Annotated in this window: 20 protein-coding genes; 7 read left to right on the top strand and 13 right to left on the bottom strand. The window is 74.1% G+C overall.

Annotated features, from left to right (window positions below):
* Positions 1-35: 35 nt before the first annotated feature.
* Positions 36-608 carry an HIT family protein gene (locus tag ACN268_RS32220; protein ID WP_421486744.1) on the bottom strand — a complete coding sequence of 191 codons (573 nt, stop codon included), beginning with the start codon at positions 606-608 and terminating at the stop codon, positions 36-38.
* 80 nt (positions 609-688) lie between these two features.
* Positions 689-2,692 (bottom strand): threonine--tRNA ligase, encoded by a 2,004-nt coding sequence (gene thrS, locus ACN268_RS32215; RefSeq protein ID WP_421486743.1) that lies wholly within the window; start codon positions 2,690-2,692, stop codon positions 689-691.
* Positions 2,693-2,903: 211 nt separating this feature from the next.
* On the opposite strand from thrS, the gene ACN268_RS32210 reads away from it, so the two are divergent.
* Entirely contained in the window at positions 2,904-3,767 is an 864-nt protein-coding gene (locus ACN268_RS32210) for a DUF1775 domain-containing protein (RefSeq protein ID WP_421486742.1), read from the top strand.
* Between the two features lie 9 nt (positions 3,768-3,776).
* Here ACN268_RS32210 and ACN268_RS32205 read toward each other — a convergent pair whose 3' ends face one another.
* On the bottom strand, positions 3,777-4,700 hold the full coding sequence (locus ACN268_RS32205; RefSeq protein WP_421486741.1) for an ADP-ribosylglycohydrolase family protein: 924 nt from the start codon (positions 4,698-4,700) through the stop codon (positions 3,777-3,779).
* Positions 4,701-4,773: 73 nt separating this feature from the next.
* Between ACN268_RS32205 and ACN268_RS32200 the strand changes: the two genes are divergently transcribed.
* Both ACN268_RS32200 and ACN268_RS32195 read left to right on the top strand, forming a co-directional pair.
* A complete protein-coding gene (locus tag ACN268_RS32200; protein ID WP_204927653.1) occupies positions 4,774-5,463 on the top strand; it encodes a response regulator transcription factor in 690 nt (229 codons plus the stop codon).
* A gap of 29 nt (positions 5,464-5,492) precedes the next feature.
* Positions 5,493-6,896 carry a HAMP domain-containing sensor histidine kinase gene (locus ACN268_RS32195; protein WP_421486740.1) on the top strand — a complete coding sequence of 468 codons (1,404 nt, stop codon included), beginning with the start codon at positions 5,493-5,495 and terminating at the stop codon, positions 6,894-6,896.
* A gap of 226 nt (positions 6,897-7,122) precedes the next feature.
* On the opposite strand, the gene ACN268_RS32190 is transcribed toward ACN268_RS32195, so the two are convergent.
* Positions 7,123-8,142, bottom strand: a complete 1,020-nt coding sequence (locus ACN268_RS32190) for an adenosine deaminase (RefSeq protein WP_421486739.1) — start codon at positions 8,140-8,142, stop codon at positions 7,123-7,125.
* Positions 8,139-8,933 carry a trans-aconitate 2-methyltransferase gene (locus ACN268_RS32185; RefSeq protein WP_421487058.1) on the bottom strand — a complete coding sequence of 265 codons (795 nt, stop codon included), beginning with the start codon at positions 8,931-8,933 and terminating at the stop codon, positions 8,139-8,141. The genes ACN268_RS32190 and ACN268_RS32185 overlap by 4 nt, the downstream gene beginning before the upstream one ends.
* Before the next feature lie 85 nt (positions 8,934-9,018).
* Here ACN268_RS32185 and ACN268_RS32180 point away from each other — a divergent pair, with 85 nt between their 5' ends.
* Both ACN268_RS32180 and ACN268_RS32175 read left to right on the top strand, forming a co-directional pair.
* Complete coding sequence (locus ACN268_RS32180) at positions 9,019-10,002, top strand: aldo/keto reductase (protein ID WP_204927726.1); 984 nt, start codon at positions 9,019-9,021, stop codon at positions 10,000-10,002.
* Between the two features lie 88 nt (positions 10,003-10,090).
* Complete coding sequence (locus ACN268_RS32175; protein WP_204927656.1) at positions 10,091-10,285, top strand: hypothetical protein; 195 nt, start codon at positions 10,091-10,093, stop codon at positions 10,283-10,285.
* 199 nt (positions 10,286-10,484) lie between these two features.
* Here the strand turns inward: ACN268_RS32175 and ACN268_RS32170 are convergent, their stop codons facing one another.
* From ACN268_RS32170 to ACN268_RS32140, 7 genes are all read right to left on the bottom strand, one after another.
* Positions 10,485-10,688: a cold-shock protein gene (locus ACN268_RS32170; protein WP_011905669.1), complete on the bottom strand. Its 204-nt coding sequence runs from the start codon at positions 10,686-10,688 to the stop codon at positions 10,485-10,487.
* A gap of 350 nt (positions 10,689-11,038) precedes the next feature.
* A complete protein-coding gene (locus ACN268_RS32165) occupies positions 11,039-11,311 on the bottom strand; it encodes a DUF4235 domain-containing protein (RefSeq protein WP_204961321.1) in 273 nt (90 codons plus the stop codon).
* On the bottom strand, positions 11,308-11,667 hold the full coding sequence (locus tag ACN268_RS32160; protein WP_377687554.1) for a DUF3618 domain-containing protein: 360 nt from the start codon (positions 11,665-11,667) through the stop codon (positions 11,308-11,310). Before ACN268_RS32160 ends, ACN268_RS32165 begins: the two co-directional genes overlap by 4 nt.
* Positions 11,664-12,098 (bottom strand): phage holin family protein, encoded by a 435-nt coding sequence (locus ACN268_RS32155; RefSeq protein ID WP_204927659.1) that lies wholly within the window; start codon positions 12,096-12,098, stop codon positions 11,664-11,666. The genes ACN268_RS32160 and ACN268_RS32155 overlap by 4 nt, the downstream gene beginning before the upstream one ends.
* Before the next feature lie 228 nt (positions 12,099-12,326).
* Complete coding sequence (locus ACN268_RS32150) at positions 12,327-13,565, bottom strand: mechanosensitive ion channel family protein (protein ID WP_204927660.1); 1,239 nt, start codon at positions 13,563-13,565, stop codon at positions 12,327-12,329.
* Between the two features lie 80 nt (positions 13,566-13,645).
* The gene (locus tag ACN268_RS32145; RefSeq protein WP_204927661.1) at positions 13,646-14,467 is read right to left on the bottom strand and encodes a DUF1206 domain-containing protein; all 822 of its coding nucleotides are present in this window, start codon (positions 14,465-14,467) and stop codon (positions 13,646-13,648) included.
* Positions 14,468-14,527: 60 nt separating this feature from the next.
* The gene (locus ACN268_RS32140; RefSeq protein WP_145918850.1) at positions 14,528-14,890 is read right to left on the bottom strand and encodes a hypothetical protein; all 363 of its coding nucleotides are present in this window, start codon (positions 14,888-14,890) and stop codon (positions 14,528-14,530) included.
* Between the two features lie 79 nt (positions 14,891-14,969).
* Here ACN268_RS32140 and ACN268_RS32135 point away from each other — a divergent pair, with 79 nt between their 5' ends.
* Complete coding sequence (locus ACN268_RS32135; protein WP_421486738.1) at positions 14,970-16,196, top strand: cysteine desulfurase-like protein; 1,227 nt, start codon at positions 14,970-14,972, stop codon at positions 16,194-16,196.
* 9 nt (positions 16,197-16,205) lie between these two features.
* On the opposite strand, the gene ACN268_RS32130 is transcribed toward ACN268_RS32135, so the two are convergent.
* Positions 16,206-17,693: a glycoside hydrolase family 3 protein gene (locus ACN268_RS32130; RefSeq protein WP_421486737.1), complete on the bottom strand. Its 1,488-nt coding sequence runs from the start codon at positions 17,691-17,693 to the stop codon at positions 16,206-16,208.
* Between the two features lie 139 nt (positions 17,694-17,832).
* On the opposite strand from ACN268_RS32130, the gene ACN268_RS32125 reads away from it, so the two are divergent.
* On the top strand, positions 17,833-17,955 hold the full coding sequence (locus ACN268_RS32125; protein WP_269756964.1) for a hypothetical protein: 123 nt from the start codon (positions 17,833-17,835) through the stop codon (positions 17,953-17,955).
* Positions 17,956-17,969 lie beyond the last annotated feature (14 nt).

The raw sequence follows: 17,969 nt of genomic DNA, 5'->3' as shown, positions 1-17,969 counted from the left end.
ACCGTGCCGTGGCGGATGCGCGTCCCGGCCGCCGGTCAGGACGGCCAGGCGCGGGCGAGCAGCTCGCGGGTGTCGGAGAGCAGTTGCGGCAGCACCTTCGTCCGGCCGATCACCGGCATGAAGTTGATGTCCCCACCCCACCGGGGCACCACGTGCTGGTGCAGGTGGGCGGCGATGCCGGCGCCGGCCACCCCGCCCTGGTTCATCCCCAGGTTGAACCCGTGCGCGCTGCTGACCTGCCGGACCACCCGCATCGCGGTCTGGGTGAACGCCGCCAGCTCCACCGTCTCGGCCTGGTCGAGTTCGGTGTAGTCGGCCACGTGCCGGTAGGGGCAGACCAGCAGGTGCCCCGGGTTGTACGGGTAGAGGTTGAGCACCGCGAAGACGTGCGTGCCCCGGGCCACCACCAGGCTCCGCTCCGGCGGCAGGCCGGGGGCCAGGCAGAACGGGCAGCCGGCGGGCTTCTCGTAGCCCCCCTCGGGGCGGTCCTCCCCCGAGATGTAGGTCATCCGGTGCGGGGTCCAGAGCCGGTCGAGCCCGTCGGCCAGGCCGTCGTCCGCCGGGCCGTGGTCCGTGTCGCCGTCGAGGTGCCGCTCCGCCCCAGTCACACCGCCGATCCTACGATCTCCCACCACGACCGCCACCGGCCCGTCGGTACGGGGGCCGGTGGCGGGTGGGTGGGGCCGGGTCAGCCGGCGGCGGACGGCCCCGCGTTGGCCCGCGAGGAGACCACGTCGAGCACGTGGTCGACCGCCTCGGCGACCGGCACCCCGTTGCGCTGGGAACCGTCGCGGTAGCGGAACGAGACGGTGCCGGCGGCCACGTCGTCGTCCCCGGCGATCACCATGAACGGGATCTTCTGCTGCTGGGCGGTGCGGATCTTCTTCTGCATCCGGTCGTCACCGGCGTCGACCTGGGCCCGGATGCCCTTGGCGCGCAGCGCCGCGACGAAGCCGTGCAGGTACTCGGTGTGGTCCTCGCGGATCGGGATGCCGACCACCTGCACCGGGGCTAGCCAGGCCGGGAACGCCCCGGCGTAGTGCTCGGTGAGGACCCCGAAGAACCGCTCGATCGACCCGAACAGCGCCCGGTGGATCATCACCGGCCGCTGCCGGCTGCCGTCGGCCGCCTGGTATTCCAGGCCGAACCGCTCGGGCAGGTTGAAGTCGACCTGGATGGTGGACATCTGCCAGGTCCGGCCGATGGCGTCCTTGGCCTGCACGGAGATCTTCGGCCCGTAGAACGCCGCACCGCCCGGGTCGGGCACCAGGTGCAGGCCGGACTCCTCGGCGGCCGAGCGCAGCGCCTCGGTGGCCCGCTCCCAGTTCTCGTCGGTGCCGACCGACTTGTCCGGGTTACGGGTGGACAGTTCGAGGTAGAAGTCGTCCAGGCCGTAGTCGCGCAGCAGCTCCAGGACGAAGGCGAGCAGCGACTTCAGCTCGCCGGCCATCTGCTCCTCGGTGCAGAAGATGTGCGCGTCGTCCTGGGTCATGCCCCGGACCCGGGTCAGGCCGTGCACCACGCCCGACTTCTCGTAGCGGTAGACCGTGCCGAACTCGAACATCCGCAGCGGCAGCTCCCGGTAGGAGCGACCCCGGGACCGGAAGATCAGGTCGTGCATCGGGCAGTTCATCGGCTTGAGGTAGTAGTTCGCCCCCTCCACCTCCATGGGGGGGAACATCCCGTCGGCGTACCAGTCGAGGTGCCCGGAGACCTCGTACAGGTGGCCCTTGGTGATGTGCGGGGTGTTGACGAACGAGTAGCCGGCCTCCTCGTGCTTGACCCGCGAGTAGTTCTCCATCTCCCGGCGGATGATGCCGCCCTTGGGGTGGAAGACCGCCAGGCCGGAGCCCAGCTCGTCGGGGAAGCTGAACAGGTCGAGGTCCACCCCCAGCTTGCGGTGGTCGCGCCGGGCGGCCTCCTCCAGCAGCTTCAGGTACGCCTTCAGCTCGTCGCGGGTCGGCCAGGCGGTGCCGTACACCCGCTGGAGCTGCGGGTTCTTCTCCGACCCCCGCCAGTACGCGGCGGCCGAGCGCATCAGCTTGAACGCGCCGATCAGCCGGGTGTTCGGCAGGTGCGGGCCCCGGCACAGGTCCGACCAGCAGACCTTGTCCTCGCCGGCGGCGAGGTTGTCGTAGATGGTCAACTCGCCGCCGCCCACCTCCATCACCTCGCTGGTGTCCAGCCCCTCGCCCTTGACCTCGATCAGTTCGAGCTTGAACGGCTCGGCGGCCAGCTCGGCCCGCGCCTCGTCCAGGCTGCCGAAGCGGCGGCGGCGGAACCGCTGGCCGGACTTGACGATCTCCTGCATCCGCTTTTCCAGCTTGGCCAGGTCGTCGGGCTGGAACGGCTTGTCGACGGCGAAGTCGTAGTAGAAGCCGTTCTCGATCGGCGGGCCGATGCCCAGCTTGGCCTCGGGGAAGACGTCCTGCACGGCCTGCGCGAGCACGTGCGCGGTGGAGTGCCGCAGCACGTTGAGCCCGTCCGGCGAGTCGAGGCTGACCGGTTCGACGGTGGTGTCCTCGGCGGGGGCCCAGTCCAGGTCGCGGAGCTGGCCCTGCGGGTCGCGGACCACCACGACCGCCTTCGGGCCGGCGGCGGGCAGCCCGGCCGCGGCCACCGCGTCGGCCGCCGTCGTCCCGGCGGCCACGACGACGGGGTCGGCCACGACGGGGGTACGGGGTGCGGACACGGTGAACTCCTCAACGGCAGGCGGCACGGATGGGCCGGACGCGCCGGCTGCTTCGATGCTATCGGTCCCGCCGTCGCCCCCGGTCGCCGGGAAAGGAAGCCCGGTGGCGGCGTCGACCCGCACCGGCGTTGAACCTTTTCGGCCCGCCGTCCGAACTACCAGGTGTGGCCGGAGCCGGTGTCGGCCACGGCGAGACGGATGGGGGCGGAAGATGACGACGACCCGAGGTGACGTCCGGCGGCGTCGGGGCGTGCTGGTGCTGGCGGCGGTGGCGGCCGGGGTGTTCGGCGCCCCGGGCGCGGCGCTGGCGGACGGGCTGTCGGCCAGCCCGAGCCAGGCGGTACAGGGCGACGCGGTGGAACTGACGTTCGTGGTGCCCGAGCAGCGGCCCGGCGCGCGCACCGAGAAGATCGAGTTCAGGATGCCGCAGGACGCCCCGATCGGTGAGGTGTATCCGCTGTCGGTGGACGGCTGGGCGCCCCTGATCACCTCCCGCGAACTGGAAGCGCCGGTGGCCGGCATCCACGCCCCGTCGGTGAGCACGGTGACCTCGGCGGTGGTCTGGACCCGGGGTGCCGGGCCGGCGGTGGCGGGTCCGGCCCGGCTCTCGGTGGCCATGGGGCCGCTGCCGCAGACCGACCGGATGACCTTCGAGGTGGTGCAGACCTACTCCGACGGGACGGTGGTGCGTTGGGCCGACCCGGCCGGCGGCGGGCATCCCGCCCCGACGCTGGCGCTGGTGCCGCCCGCTCCCGGCGCGGCGACCGGGCACCACGGTGGCGCGGCCGACGGGACGGACGCCCAGGCTGCCCCGGCCGACGACGCCGCACCGGCCGACGACGAGGGCGGCCCCAGTGCGGACCTGCTGCTCGGCGGTGGCCTGCTGGTCGGGTTGGGCGGCGGTGCGGCGATCGGCTGGGTGGCGAGCCGGTCGCGCCGTCGGGCCGCCGCCGACGACCCGGGGGACGACGACCCGACGGCGGAGGCCGGCTCCGCCCCCGGCGAGCGGGGCTGGCGGCTCGACGGGCACGCCCCGGGCGACCACGCCGACGCCGGGCGGGTGTCGGCGCGCTGAACGCACCGGTCAGTCCAGCCAGTCCGGCAGCGGCTCCCGGGCGGCCACCCAGTCGGCGGGCACCCCGCCGGGCGTGCCGACCCCGGTGTGGCCGCCGATGATCCCGCCGACGATCGCGGCGGTGGTGTCGACGTCCCCGCCCGCCTCGACGCAGGCGCGGATGGCGGCCGGGTAGTCGGCCAGGTGGGTGGCGACCACCCAGAGGGTGAACGCGACCGTGTCCTGGGCGGTCACCCGGGCGCCGTTGCCCAGCGCCGCGACGGCCTCGTCGAGGTCGCGACCGAGCAGGCCGATCGCCCGGCGTACCCCCCGGTGCACGGCGCTGGCCGGGTCGATCGACCCGGCGACGGTGGTGAGCAGCCGGGCCACGTCGGGGCGGGGTTCCCCGTCCAGCCGGGCCCGGGCGGCGAGCGAGGCGGCGACGGCCACCGCGACCGCGCCGGCGATCCCCTCCGGGTGGGCGTGGGTGACCTCGGCGCTGACCCGGGCGCGGGACGCCGCGCGGGTGGTCGAGTCGGCGTACCAGGCGCCGAGCGGGGCGACCCGCATCGCCGCGCCGTTGCCGCAGGAGCCCTGGCCGTCGAAGGCCGACGCGGCGGCCACCGGCCACGGGGTGCCGGTGCGGATCAGCCGCAGGATGCTCACCGCGCCCGGCCCGTAGCCCCGGTAGGGCTCGGCCCGGGTGGCGAAGGCCAGCGCCAGCCGGTCGGCGTCGACGTCGCCGTGGATGGCGAGTTCGGCGAGCACCGAGCAGGCCATCTCGGTGTCGTCGGTCCACTGCCAGGGCGGCGGGGGCAGCCGGCCGGCCGCGAGGTCGTCGGGTCGCCGGCCCGGTACGAAGAACTGCGAACCGAGGGCGTCGCCGACGGACAGCCCGGCGAGGCTGTCCCGGGCCAACGCCAGCCGGGCGTCGGGAAACAGGGTGAACGGCATCGTCGTACCATTTTGCCCGGTTCGCGGATCCGCCGCAACGCGCCCGACTTGCCACGGGCAGTACGGTGCTGACGTGGCCACCGTGCTCCTGGTCGAAGACGACCACGTCGTCCGTGGCGCGATGCTGCGGTCGCTCAGTGAACGGGGGCACGCGGTGCACGCGGTCGGCACGGCGCTGGACGCGCTGCGTCGGGTCGCCGCCGAAACCCCCGATCTGGTCGTGCTCGACCTGGGCCTGCCCGACCTCGACGGCTCGGACGCGCTGCGGATGCTGCGCGGCATCACCGACGTGCCGATCATCATCGCCACCGCCCGCGACGACGAGCAGTCGGTGGTCCGCCTGCTGCGGGCCGGCGCGGACGACTACATGGTCAAACCGTTCACCGGCGCCCACCTGGACGCCCGGATCACCACCGTGCTGCGCCGGGTCGGCCGGGCCAGCCGTACCGTCGCGCCGGCCGTGCACTCCGTCGGTGGGCTGCGGGTGGACGTGGGTGAGCGCAGCGCGGTGCTCGACGGGGAGCCGCTGGCGCTCACCCGTAAGGAATTCGACCTGTTGGCGTATCTGGCGGCGCGGCCCGGCCGGGTGGTGTCCCGGCGGGAACTCTTGGAGGAGGTATGGCGCCAACCGTCGGTCGGCGAGGACCAGACCATCGACGTGCACCTGTACTGGCTGCGCCGAAAGATGGGCGAGTCCGCGGCGAAGCCGCGCTACCTGCGCACCGTGCGGGGGGTGGGGTTCCGGCTGGTGGCCCCCGACTGAGGCCGGCGCTGGCCGCGTTGACGGCCGGCATGTGCACGCTGGTCGCGTCGGCGTTCCTCGTCCCGCTCGGGTTGACCCTGCGGGAGGAGGTGCGCGAGGAGGCGCTCGCCGACGCGGCGCGACGCGGGGCACTGGTCACCGGCGCGCTCGCCGTCAGCGCCGAGCCGGCGGCGGTCCGCCGCGCGGTCGAGGCGACCGGGGACGACCCGGCGACCCGTCCGGTGGTGCACGGCCTGGCCGGGAAGCAGCCGGCCGGCCGGGCGTCGGCCGACGACCTGGAGCGGGCGCGGGCCGGGGAGCAGTCCCGGGTGGTCGACGTCGACGGCGGGTTGATCCGGCTCGACCCGGTGGTGCTCGACGGCCGGGTCGCCGTGGTCGAGGTCTTCGTGCCCGACGCCGTCCTCGACGAGGGGGCGGGCGGCACCTGGTTGCTGCTCACCGGGGTGGCCGTGGCGTTGGTCGGCGCGGCGGTGATCGTGGTGGACCGGGTCGCCGGGCGGGCGGTCGACTCCACCCGGGCCCTGGTCCGCGCCGCGCTCGCCGTGGGCGACGGTGACCTGGGGGTACGGGTCGAGCCGAGCGGCCCGCGCGAGCTGGCCGAGGCGGGCTACGCGTTCAACCGGATGGCCGACCGGTTGGTCGCCGCCCGTACCGACGAACGGGAGCTGGTGGCGGACCTGTCGCACCGGTTGCGTACCCCGCTGACGGTGCTGCGGCTCGACGCCGAGGGGCTGGACTCCGACGACACCAGCGTCGGCTCGTTCAGCGCGGCGGAGCTGGACCGGCGGCGGACGATCAGGCGCATCCGGCAGGCGATCGTCACCCTGGAGGGCGAGATCGACGTGCTGATCAAGACGACCCGCAAGGCGGTGGCGCACGAGGCCGGGCCGGCCGAGTGCGACGTCAGCGAGGTGGTCCGGGACCGGATGGTGTTCTGGGCGGCGCTGGCCGGCGACCAGAACCGCCCGCACCGGGTCAGCGGCGCCCAGTTCCGCATTCCGGTGCCGGTGCCCCGGGCCGAGCTGGCCGCCGCCCTGGACGCGGTGATCGGCAACGTCTTCCGTTACACCCCGCAGGGCACCGCGTTCGAGGTGGCCGTCTCCCGCCGGGACGGGTACGTGGCGATCCGGATCGACGACGCCGGGCCGGGCATCGCGAACCCGGACCGGGCGTTGCGGCGCGGGGCCAGTGACCAGGGCTCGACCGGGTTGGGGCTGGACATCGCGCGGCGGGTGGCGTTGCAGGCCAACGGCTCGGTCAGCCTCGACCGGGCCCGCCTGGGCGGGGCGAGCGTGGTGATGCTGCTGGCCGATCCGCAGGCGACGCCCCGGCAGGTCAACCGGTTCGGGTTGGTGGGCCGGATGGCGCGGGAGGCCCGGGAGCAGAAGGGCGGGGGCCGCCGCTGGCCCCGGCGGCGGCCCACCGACGGCTGAGCGGGCGGCGCTGACTGTGCTGTGGCGCAAGGTTTCCTTAGATCCGGATTAACGACGGCGACGCGGGGCCGGCGGGCTGACAGGATCGGGGCCGAACCCATCGGTTCCACCGGCCTGTCGCCCCTGACACCCACCGGCCGGTGGATCGGTACGCGCGGCGGGGGCACGGTCCCCCACACCAGCTCCCGCCGCGTGTACACCACTCTTCCCGGTCACCCGTGACGGTTCAGCGGGTCGCCACGAAGGCGTCGATCTCGGCGATGATCCGGGCCTGTCCGGCCGGGTCGAGGAACGACGCGGACACCGCCTCCCTGGCCAGTGCGGCGAGCCCGTCGGGGCCGGCGTCGAGCAGCCGGGCGGCGACGGCGTACTCGTCGTTGAGGGTGGTGCCGAACATCGGCGGGTCGTCGGAGTTGATGGTGACCCGCACCCCCGCGTCGACGAGTCGCCGCAGCGGGTGCTCCTCGATCCGGGCGACGGCCCGGGTCCGTACGTTGGACGTCGGGCAGACCTCAAGCGGGATGCGCCGCTCGGCCAGGTACGCCAACAGCTCCGGGTCCTGGGCGGCGGAGATGCCGTGGCCGATCCGCTCGGCGCCCAGCTCGCGCAGGGCGTCCCAGACGGTCTGCGGGCCGGTGGTCTCCCCGGCGTGCGGCACGGACCGCAGCCCGGCCGCCCGCGCCTGGTCGAAGTACGGCTTGAACTGCGGCCGGGGCACCCCGACCTCGGGGCCGCCGAGGCCGAAGGCGACCAGCCCGTCGGGGCGCTCGTCGAGGCTGATCCGCAGGGTCTCCTCGGCCGCCGGCAGGCCGGCCTCGCCGGGGATGTCGAAGCACCAGCGCAGCGCGATGCCGAAGTCGGCCTCGGCACGGCGGCGGGCGTCCTCGATGGCCTCGCAGAACGCCGGTGCGGGGATGCCCCGGCGCACGTGCGAGTAGGGGGTGACGGTCAGCTCGGCGTAGCGGACCTGCTGGCGGGCCAGTTCCCGGGCCACCTCGTGGGTGAGCAGCCAGACGTCGTCGGGGTCGCGGATCAGGTCGACGACGCTGAGGTAGATCTCGATGAAGTGGGCGAAGTCGCGGAACGCGAAGTAGTCGGCGAGGGCGTCCGGGTCCGCCGGTACGGGACTGCGTCCCTCGTGCCGGGCGGCCAGTTCGGCGACGATCCGGGGGGACGCGGAGCCCACGTGGTGTACGTGCAGCTCCACTTTGGGCAGTTCGGCGATGAAGGCGGACAGGTCGGTCACTGCGGCTCCTTGTGCCGGGCACCCGTACGGGCGACCACGAAGATCCGACGGAACGGGAAGTACACCTGACCCTGCCGTACCGGGTACGCGCGGGCCAACAGGTTCTCCAGCGCGGCGCGGAAACCGGCGAGGGCGGTGTCGTCCAGCACGGCCCGCACGGGGCGCAGGGCGGTGCCGTCCAACCAGGTCAGCACGGGGTGTTCGGCGTCGGCGAGGGCGGGCAGCCGGTGCAGGTAGGTGGTCTCCCAGGCGTCGACCGCGCAGCCGGCGGCGGTCAGCGCGGTGGCGTACCCGACCGGGTCGTCGACGGGGTCCTCGCGTAGCAGCGGCCGGACGGTGGCCGCCCAGCGGGGGTCTTCGGCGACCTCCCGGAGCGCCCGGTGCGAGGGGCCGGTGAAGTTGCCGGGCACCTGGAACGCCAGCCAGCCGCCGGGCGGCAGCGCGTGCGCCCAGCGGCGCAGCAGGGCCGGGTGGTCGGGCACCCACTGCAGCACGGCATTGGCGACCAGCACGTCCACGTCGGGGGTGGGCCGCCAGTCGGTGACGTCGCCGACGGTGAAGTCGACGGTGGTGTCGAGTGTCCGGGCCCGCCCGATCATCTCCGGGGAGGAGTCCAGGCCGCTGATCCGGGCGTCCGGCCAGCGTCGGGCGAGGGTCGCGGTGAGGGTGCCCGGACCGCAACCGAGGTCGACCACCGCGCGTGGCCGGTCGGCGTCGACCCGGGCCAGCAGGTCGTGGAACGGGCGGGACCGCTCGTCGTCGTAGCGCAGGTACGTGCCCGGATCCCACATGACCAACCCCCAAACCGTACGTACGTTTTGTTACAAGGTACGGCCGGCGCTGCGCCCCGGCAAGCAGGTCACTAGGCTCGACGGCATGGAACAGCGCAGCTTCGACCGGCTCGGCCGGCAGGTGGGTGTGGTCGGCCTCGGTGCCTGGCAGCTCGGCGCGGACTGGGGACAGGTCAGCGAGAGCGACGCCCTGGCCGTCCTCGCCGCCGCCGTGGAGTCCGGCGTCACCTTCCTCGACACCGCCGACGTCTACGGCGACGGCCGCAGCGAACAGCTGATCGGGCGGTTCCTGCGGGACAACCCCGGGCACGGGCTCACCGTCGCCACCAAGATGGGCCGCCGGGTCGAGCAGACGCCGCAGGCGTACACCCTGGACAACTTCCGGGCCTGGACCGACAGGTCCCGGGCCAACCTCGACGTGGACACCCTCGACCTGGTGCAGCTGCACTGCCCGCCCACCGAGGTCTTCGCCGACGACCGGGTCTTCGACGGCCTCGACACCCTCGTCGCCGAGAAGCGCATCGCCGGGTACGGCGTCAGCGTCGAGACCTGCGACCAGGCGCTCACCGCGATCGCCCGGCCGGGGGTGGCCAGCGTCCAGATCATCCTGAACGCGGTCCGGCTCAAGCCCCTCGACGAGGTGCTGCCGGCCGCCGCCGCGGCCGGCGTCGGGATCATCGCCCGGGTGCCGCTGGCCAGCGGCCTGCTCTCCGGCCGCTACGACGAGCACACCACCTTCGCCGCCGACGACCACCGCACCTACAACCGGCACGGGGAGAGCTTCGACGTCGGCGAGACCTTCTCCGGCGTCGACTTCGACCTCGGCCTGACCGTGGTGCGCCGGCTCGCCCCACTGGTCGGCGACGGGCGCACGATGGCGCAGTTCGCCCTGCGCTGGGTCATCGACCAGCCCGGGGTGACCGTGGTCATCCCCGGCGCCCGCAACCCGGAGCAGGCCCGGGGCAACGCCGCCGCGGCCGGGTCCCCCGCGCTCACCGGGGCCGAGCTGGACACCGTCCGGTCGGTCTACGACGAGCTGGTCCGCCCCCGGGTGCACGACCGGTGGTGAGCCACGCCGGCCGGGTCGTCGCGTCGGTGCCGTCCGGCCGGCATCCTGGTGACCGGGCCGGGTCGACCGGCCCACGGAGGGGGGACCGGTGAGGGGATGGCTCACGCTCACCCTGGGCCTGCTGGCCGTGGTGGTCGGCGCCGTCTGGACGGTCCAGGGCCTCGGCTACGTCGACGGCAGCCTGATGAGCGACGAGCGGCTGTGGGCCGTCGTCGGGCCGCTGCTGGTGCTGGCCGGCCTGGTGCTGCTCTGGCGTGGCCTGCGAGCCCGCCGGCTGCCCTGACCGGCCCGACGAGCTGCGGGCCGGCGGCTGCCCCTGACGGGCGTGCCGGGCTGTGGCCCGGCACGCCGACGGGGGGCGGGACCGATGCGGAAGCCCCGCGTCCGGGGATGCGGAAAGCCCCGCGTCCGGAAGGACACGGGGCTTCTCGTCGATCCGGCTGGCCGGACCACCCGGGCCGGCGAACGCCGACCGACTTCGCTCAGAGGGGGCGGACCTGCTCGGCCTGCGGACCCTTCTGACCCTGGGCGATCTCGAACTCCACCCGCTGGTTCTCCTCCAGCGTGCGGTAGCCGCTGGTCTGGATGGCCGAGAAGTGGACGAACACGTCAGCACCCCCGCCGTCGACGGTGATGAAGCCGAAGCCCTTGTCAGCGTTGAACCACTTCACGGTTCCCTGCGCCATGTGTATCTCCTTCTAAAACCGGCGGCCGAGCACGCTGTGCGGCCGATTGGCCGTGTGCGGGCGGCGACGACCCGGGCGGGCCCCCCACAGCGGGAGACCGCTCCGTGCCGACACCGTCTCGCAACAGCGGGGATCAGCAAACCACGTACCCAAAAACCTTGCACAGCCTAATCGACGAAATTCTCCGACATGTGACCTGACGGATGCCCGACGCACGCTGGCCGGGTCGTCCCGACCCGGGCGAAAGGCCCCCCGTCCGTCGATGCGTACGGGGGGCCACAGGTCGTCGTCACCATCCGGTAGGACAGCCGTCGCGGCTGGTCACCGGGGTTACGGCCGGTCGGGACGGGTCAGTCGGGCCAGCGCCCGGTCAGCCGCCGGACGCCGACCGCGCCACCCCGGTCCACCGCCGCCCGGACGACCGAGAAGATCGCCCCCTGCAACGCCGCCGCCGCGAGGATCTCGCCCCAGCGGCGGTCCTCGTCGGTGGGGTTGGGCGCCTCGCCGTCCCCGGCGGTCGCCTTCCACACCTGCCGGAAGATCATTCCGGCCAGCGCGCCCGCCGCCAGTCCCAGCACCACCCCGACCGGCTTGTACGCGGTCCTGCCGATGCCCTTGCTCACCTGCGCCTCCCCCGAACGATCAACAACACCACCACGGCGGCCACCGCGCCTGCCGCTATCGTCGCCCACGGCACCGGATCGCGCCGCACCGCCACCGACGTGTCGTACGCCTGGGCCCGCGCGTGGTCGACGCTCTGGGCCGCCTGGCCGCGTACCCGGGCCACGGTCAGCGCCGCCTGCTCGCGCACCCGCTCCTTCGCCTGCTCCGCCGAGTCCTTCAGCCGGGCCTTGACGTCGGCCTTGGCGGCCAGCAGTTCCATGGTCTCGCCCAGCTCCACCCGGGTGCGCCGGATCTCCTCGCGCAGCGCCTCGGTGTCGCCGGTGCCGTTGCCGTTGCTGCCTGTCGTGCCGGTCATGCCCGTCCCCTGTCCTTCACCGCGGCGGCGACCGTGTCCACGTCCGCGCGGACGCTGCGGACCGTCGCCTCCGGCATCGGGGGGACCGCGTGGCTGACCTGCTTCTTCCCCACCAGGGCGAGCACCCCGGCGACGAGGAAGAGCACCACCGCCACGATCAGCGCCGCCGCCCACGCGGGCAGCACCAGGGCCAGCAGCAGGATCGCGGCGGTGACCAGTGCGCCGAGGCCGTACAGGGCCAGCGCCCCGCCGCCGCCGAAGAGGCCGATCCCGATCCCGGCGTGTTTGCCCTTCTGGGTCAGTTCCGCGCGGGCCAGGGCCAGCTCGTCCCGGACCAGTCGGGAGACCTGCTCGGTGGCCCGCTGCACCAGTTCGGCGGTGGACGGCTCGCTCCCGGTCCGGGACGTACGGTGGTTCGCGACGTCAGCCATGCTGTCCTCCTTTCGTCATCACCGCGCTGTATGCCCGGAGCCGCCGTCCGTCAATCCTGCGCACGGTGACCAACCACATCTGACCGCAGGTCGGGCCGGGGCGTCCGGCAAAACGCCGAAGCGGGTACGACGAGCGCCGCGACCGGCAGTCGCGGGGCTCGTCGGGGCTGGGGATGGCTCCGCCCCCGCGACCGGCGGTCGCGGGGGCGGGACGGGGCTGTGGGTGGCTCAGCGGCGGGCGTCGCCCCCCGGGTCCGCACCGACGGTGACGGCCTCACCCCGGGCGTCCTGGTCCGGGCCGACGAACGCCTCGCTGCGGGCATCGCCGTCGTCGCTGCCGCCGAAGACCCGGGCGTCGTCGGGCAGCTCGCCCTCGGCGCGGCGGCGGACCTGACGCCGCGGCGGCACCCACTGCCACGGCAGGTTGCCGGCGCCGTCGCCCACCTCGGCGCGGGTCCGGGGCAGCGCGGTCGGCCGGTGGTCGCGGACCCAGCCGACCAGGTGCTCCCGCACCAGGCAGCGCAGGTCCCACAGGCTGCCGGCGTCGGCGGCGCTGACCAGGGCACGCACCTTGATCGCACCGCCGGTGGCGTCGGTGACCTGGAGCACGCAGACCCGACCGTCCCACAGGTCGGTGCTCTCGACCAGCCGGCGCAGCTCCTCCCGCATCGACTGCACCGGCACCGACCAGTCGAGGTGGAACTCGGCCGTGCCGAGCACCGCCGCCTCGGTCCGGGTCCAGTTCTGGAACGGGGTGCTGGTGAAGTACGAGGTGGGCAGGATCAGTCGCCGGTCGTCCCAGATCTGGACCACCACGTAGCTGAGCGTCAGCTCCTCGATCCGGCCCCACTCCCCCTCGACCACCACCACGTCGTCGAGGCGGACGGCGTCGCTGAAGGCGAGCTGGAGGCCGGCGATGACGTTGCCGAGCAGGCTCTGCGCGGCCAGCGCGGCGACCACACCGACCACACCGGCGCTGGTGAGCACGCCCGCGCCGACGCCGCGTACCGCCGGGAAGGTCATCAGCATCACGCCGACGGCGAGCACCACGATCACCACGATGGTCAGCCGGCGCAGCAGCACCACCTGGGTGCGTACCCGCCGGACGTGCCGGTTGTCGGGCACGTCGACCCGCAGGAACCGGGCCAGCGCGGTGTCCTCCGCCACCACCAGCAGGGAGGCGACCAGCCAGGCCACCGCGGCGACCACCCCCAGCACCAGGATGTGCAGCACGGCCTGCCGCCACCCGGTGCCCACCGCGTAGCCGGTGGTCCAGCGGACCGCGAACTGGACGGCCACCACCGTGCCGGCCACCTGCAACGGCCGGTGGACGTGCGCGGTCAACTCCGTCATCAGGTGGGACCGCCGGCCGAGCCGGCGGATCAGCCGGTGTACCACCTCGACGAGCAACAGAGCGATCGCCGCCGCGGTGGCCGCGGCGGCGATCGTCTCGAGGTAGTCCTGCACGTGGTTGTCTCCCTCCGGCCGGGCTGATCGCAATCGGGCAAAGGCCCAATGGTGCCCGGCGTTTCCGGTATCGACCAGGCTCAGATCTTGCGGAACCGGGACTGGAAGAAGCAGTAGACCCCGAAGGCGGCGATGCCGAGCGCCATCAGCGCCAGGATGAACGGCCCGTACGGCTGGTCCCGCAGGGTCCGCAGCGCGGCGTCCAGGCCACGGGCCTTCTCCGGGTCGTAGTTGATCGCGGCGACGACGATCAGCAGACCGGCGACGGCGAACACCGCGCCCCGGGCGATGTAACCGGCCATGCCCAGCCGGCGGACCGTCTGCCGGGTCTTGCCGTTCATCTCGTTGGTCTTGAGGTTGCGCTCGAACTTCTTCTTGTAGCCGTAGATCACCATGCCGATGCCGACGGCGGCGAGCACCAGGCCGGCGAACCCGACCAGACCACGGCCGCCGCTGGAGGCCATCAGCTTCTCGCTGAACTGCTCCTGCTGGTCGGCGCTGTTGGAGCTGGCGTCCTGCACCACCTGGATGGAGGTCCAGGCGAGCCAGAGGAAGACGACGGTGCGGACGGCCGAGGCGATCCGCTCGAAGAGACGTTCCTTGCCGCGCTTGGCGTGGTGGCCGACGGCCGCCTCCAGCGCCTGCCAGATGGCCATCGCGATCAGGCCGACGGCGATCGCGATCAGCAGGAACTTGCCCATCGGCTGGGCGCCCAGGGCACGCAGCGCCCCGTTCTGGTTTCCCTCCTCGCCGGAACCGGCGAAGGCGATCTGGAGGATGATCCAGGCGAAGAGCAGGTGGACGATCCCGTAGCCGATGAAACCGGCCCGGGCGAGGAGTTCCAGCCAGCGGCTGTCCGCGGTGCGGCTAGCGGTGGCTTCGGCGTTCCGGGTGAGTGACATGGGCCCACAATCTCCGTTCGGGAAGATCCCCAAACGTGGTGCCCGCGCCCGGCGTGCAGGTCAGCTGCCGGCGTTGCGCGACACCCGGATCTGCACCTGTTGGTCGGTGACGCTGTCCAGGGTGACCGCGAAGCCACCCACCTCGGTGGCCTGCTGGCCGATGGTCAACGAGAGCTGCTCGCCGGCGACCTCGACGGTCACCTGGTCGCCCTGCGCGCCGATCAGCTTCGCCTCGACGCCGAGGATGGAGGCACGGGCGTCGACACCCCGGTCGAAGGTGACCGTGCAGGCGTCCAGGCCACAGTCGGTGTCGGCGCCGTCCGAGCTGCATCCGGCCAGCACGGCCACGCCGAGCGCCAGGCCGGCCAGCAGGCCGGCGGTCCGCCGGAGGGGGGTGGGGGTGGTGGCGCTTCGCTTCGTCACCCCACCAAGGGTACGAGACGCAGCCCACCCCGCCACCCGGGTGGATCTTCGGGTCGGTCCGGCGGGCTAGGGTCCGGGCATGCCGTTCGACATCACCCGTACCCGGGCCGCGTACCCCGCGCTCGCCGAGGGTTTCGCCCACTTCGACGGTGCCGGTGGCACCCAGACCCCCCGGACGGTGATCGACGCGGTGGCCGAGGCGATGCGCATCGCCGTGGGCAACCGCAGCACCGCCTTCCTGCCCGGCCGCCGGTCGCTGGAGCTGGTGGCGGGGGCCCGCACCGCGGTGGCCGACCTGCTGGGCGTCGCACCGGACGGGGTGGTGCTCGGGCCGAGCGCGACCGCGCTGACGTACACGCTGGCCCGGACGCTGGGCGCGGACTGGGGCCCCGGGGACGAGGTGGTGGTCTCCCGGCTCGACCACGACGCCAACGTGCGGCCCTGGGTGCAGGCGGCCGAGGCGGCGGGGGCGACCGTACGCTGGGCCGAGTTCGACCCGGCCACCGGTGAGCTGCCCGCCGGGCAGTACGCCGACCTGGTCGGCGTGCGGACCCGGCTGGTGGCGGTGACCGCCGGCAGCAACGCCACCGGCACCATGCCGGACGTGGCGGCGATCGCCGCGACGGCCCACGCGGCCGGCGCGCTGGTCTGCGTGGACGGGGTGCACTCGGTGCCGCACGGCCCCACCGACCTGGCCGCCACGGGTGCCGACTTCCTCGTCACCAGCGCCTACAAGTGGTCCGGGCCGCACCTGGCCGCGGTGGTGGCCGACCCGGCCCGGTGGGCGGGGCTGCGCCCGGCCAAGCTGGTCCCCTCCTCCGACGCGGTGCCCGACCGGTTCGAGGCCGGCACGCCGAGCTTCCCGCTGCTCGCCGGGGTGGCCGCCGCCGTCGACCACCTGGCCGGGCTGGACCCGACGGCCACCGGTGACCGGCGGGCCCGGGTCCGCGCCGGGCTGGCCGCCGCGCAGGATCACGAGGGGACGCTGTTCGCCCGGCTGGCCGAAGGGCTGGCCGCCCGGCCGGCGGTCGCCGTCCTGCCGGCCGGCGTGCGGCGCTGCCCGACGGTGTCGTTCCGGCTGGCCGGGTGGACGCCGGCCGGGCTGGCCGCCGCGTTGGGGGCCGCCGGGCTCTGCCTGTCCAGTGGGGACTACTACGCCTACGAGTACTTCCAGGCGCTCGGCCTGCGGGACAGCGGCGGGGCGGTACGGGCGAGCGTCTACCACTACAACACCGTCGACGAGGTGGACCGGCTGCTGGCCGAGCTGGACCGGCTGGCCGAGCAGGGGGAACCGGCGGACCGCTGAGCGGGCGGGTCAGCGGGTTCCGGTGAGCAGTTCGGCGGCGGCGCGGGCGGCGGCCCGGGTCGCGCCGTGGGTGGCCAGGTGCAGGCCGCCGGTGACCAGCTCGGGCAGGCCGAGTTCGACTATCACGGCGTCCGGCCGGGTGGCCAGCGCCCGGTCGACCGCGGCCCGCATCCACGGGTGCCGGTGCAGGTCCCGCACCACCAGCACCAGGGGCCGGCCGGCCGCCGCACCGGTCGGGTCGGCGGGCAGGTCGGCCTCGGTGAGCCGGACGGTGGTGGTGCCGGGGAGCAGGTCGGCCAGGGGTGCCCCGAGACCCCACGGGGTCTCCGCGCCGATCGCGATGTTGTGCGGTGCGGCGAACTCGACCACGTGCGCGGCGGCGGTCAGCGGCAGCCGGCCGACCGCGTCGCCGCTGACCCGCACCGCCCGCCGGGCGGCGGTCAGGCCGACCGGCGAGCCGTCGGTGGGACGCGGGGCGGGGTCGGGCCGGCCGGCGCGGGCGGCGGTGCTCCACTCGGCGAGCTGACCGACCCGCTTGGCGGCCTCGGCGAGGCGTTCCTCGGGCAGCTCACCGGCGAGCACCGCGGCCACGATCGCGTCGCGCAGGTAGCGGGCGGCGGCCTCGTCGGCGCGTTCGCCGCCGACGCAGATCGCGTCCGCCCCGGCGGCGAGGGCCCGGACGGCGGTGCCGGCGAAGCCGTACCGGTCGGCGACGGCGCGCATCTCCACCGCGTCGGTGACCACCACGCCGGAGAAGCCCAACTCCTCGCGGAGCAGGTCACCGAGGATGCGGTGGCTGAGGGTGGCCGGCAGGTCGGGGTCGAGGGCGGGGACCAGCAGGTGCCCGGTCATCACCGCCTGCACCCCGGCGGCGACGGCGGCCCGGAACGGGACCAGCTCACCGGCGTCCAGGCGGGCCCGGCTGGCCCCGATGCGGGGCAGGTCGTGGTGCGAGTCGACCCGGGTGTCGCCGTGGCCGGGGAAGTGCTTGGCGCAGGCGGCGACGCCTGCGGACTGGAGGCCGCGTACCCAGGCGGCGGTGTGCCGGGCGACCAGGTGCGGGTCGGCGCCGAAGGACCGCACCCCGATCACCGGGTTGGCCGGGTTGATGTTGACGTCGGCGTCGGGGGCGTAGTTGAGGGTGACGCCGAGGTCGGCGAGTTCGACGCCGAGGTCGCGGGCCACGTCCTCGGTGAGCGTCGGGTCGTCGACCGCGCCGAGGGCGAGGTTGCCGGGACGGGAGCTGCCCCGGCCGGACTCGATCCGGGTGACGTCCCCGGCCTCCTCGTCGATGGCCACCAGGACGTCGGGGCGTTCGGCGCGCAGCGTCGCGGTGAGCGCGGCCACCTGCCCGGGGTCGACGACGTTGCGGGCGAACAGCACCACCGCGCCGAGCCCCTCGGCCAGCCACCGACGGACCCAGTCGGGCGGGGTGGTGCCGACGAAGCCGGGCTGCAGGACGGTGGCGGCCAGACCCGCCAGGTTGCGCTCGTTCATCCGGCCCCGGTACCCCCGTCGCGTGTCGACGGCCCGATGCCGTCGCGGTGCTGCCATGGTCACACCGGGCAAGGTAATAGTCAATAAACCTTACTGTTACTGTCTGGCGTCGGTCGGAGGGACGTGCGACAGTGCGGGCATGGACCTGCCGCTCGCCGACGCCACCTCACCGGCCGACATCCCCGGCGTACGCCTGCTCGGCCTGGTGGTCGGCGGGTTGCTGCTGCTGGCCGCCATCCGGGCCATGTTCGGCCGCCGCTGAGTTCGGCCGCCGCC

Origin of the sequence: Micromonospora sp. WMMD735 (assembly GCF_049178995.1) — a bacterium.
Classification (GTDB): Bacteria; Actinomycetota; Actinomycetes; order Mycobacteriales; family Micromonosporaceae; genus Micromonospora; species Micromonospora wenchangensis.
The sequence above is the reverse complement of the archived record's forward strand: the minus strand, read 5'-3'. Positions and strand labels throughout refer to the sequence as shown.

Excerpts from the sequence above, each read along its gene's own strand:
- ACN268_RS32210 (WP_421486742.1), top strand. The coding sequence starts at position 2,904 with ATGACGACGACCCGAGGTGACGTCCGGCGGCGTCGGGGCGTGCTGGTG.
- ACN268_RS32145 (WP_204927661.1), bottom strand. The coding sequence starts at position 14,467 with ATGTCACTCACCCGGAACGCCGAAGCCACCGCTAGCCGCACCGCGGAC.
- ACN268_RS32180 (WP_204927726.1), top strand. The coding sequence starts at position 9,019 with ATGGAACAGCGCAGCTTCGACCGGCTCGGCCGGCAGGTGGGTGTGGTC.
- ACN268_RS32195 (WP_421486740.1), top strand. The coding sequence starts at position 5,493 with ATGTGCACGCTGGTCGCGTCGGCGTTCCTCGTCCCGCTCGGGTTGACC.
- ACN268_RS32185 (WP_421487058.1), bottom strand. The coding sequence starts at position 8,933 with ATGTGGGATCCGGGCACGTACCTGCGCTACGACGACGAGCGGTCCCGC.
- ACN268_RS32125 (WP_269756964.1), top strand. The coding sequence starts at position 17,833 with ATGGACCTGCCGCTCGCCGACGCCACCTCACCGGCCGACATCCCCGGC.
- ACN268_RS32205 (WP_421486741.1), bottom strand. The coding sequence starts at position 4,700 with ATGCCGTTCACCCTGTTTCCCGACGCCCGGCTGGCGTTGGCCCGGGAC.
- ACN268_RS32130 (WP_421486737.1), bottom strand. The coding sequence starts at position 17,693 with ATGAACGAGCGCAACCTGGCGGGTCTGGCCGCCACCGTCCTGCAGCCC.
- ACN268_RS32170 (WP_011905669.1), bottom strand. The coding sequence starts at position 10,688 with ATGGCGCAGGGAACCGTGAAGTGGTTCAACGCTGACAAGGGCTTCGGC.
- ACN268_RS32155 (WP_204927659.1), bottom strand. The coding sequence starts at position 12,098 with ATGGCTGACGTCGCGAACCACCGTACGTCCCGGACCGGGAGCGAGCCG.
- ACN268_RS32135 (WP_421486738.1), top strand. The coding sequence starts at position 14,970 with ATGCCGTTCGACATCACCCGTACCCGGGCCGCGTACCCCGCGCTCGCC.
- ACN268_RS32160 (WP_377687554.1), bottom strand. The coding sequence starts at position 11,667 with ATGACCGGCACGACAGGCAGCAACGGCAACGGCACCGGCGACACCGAG.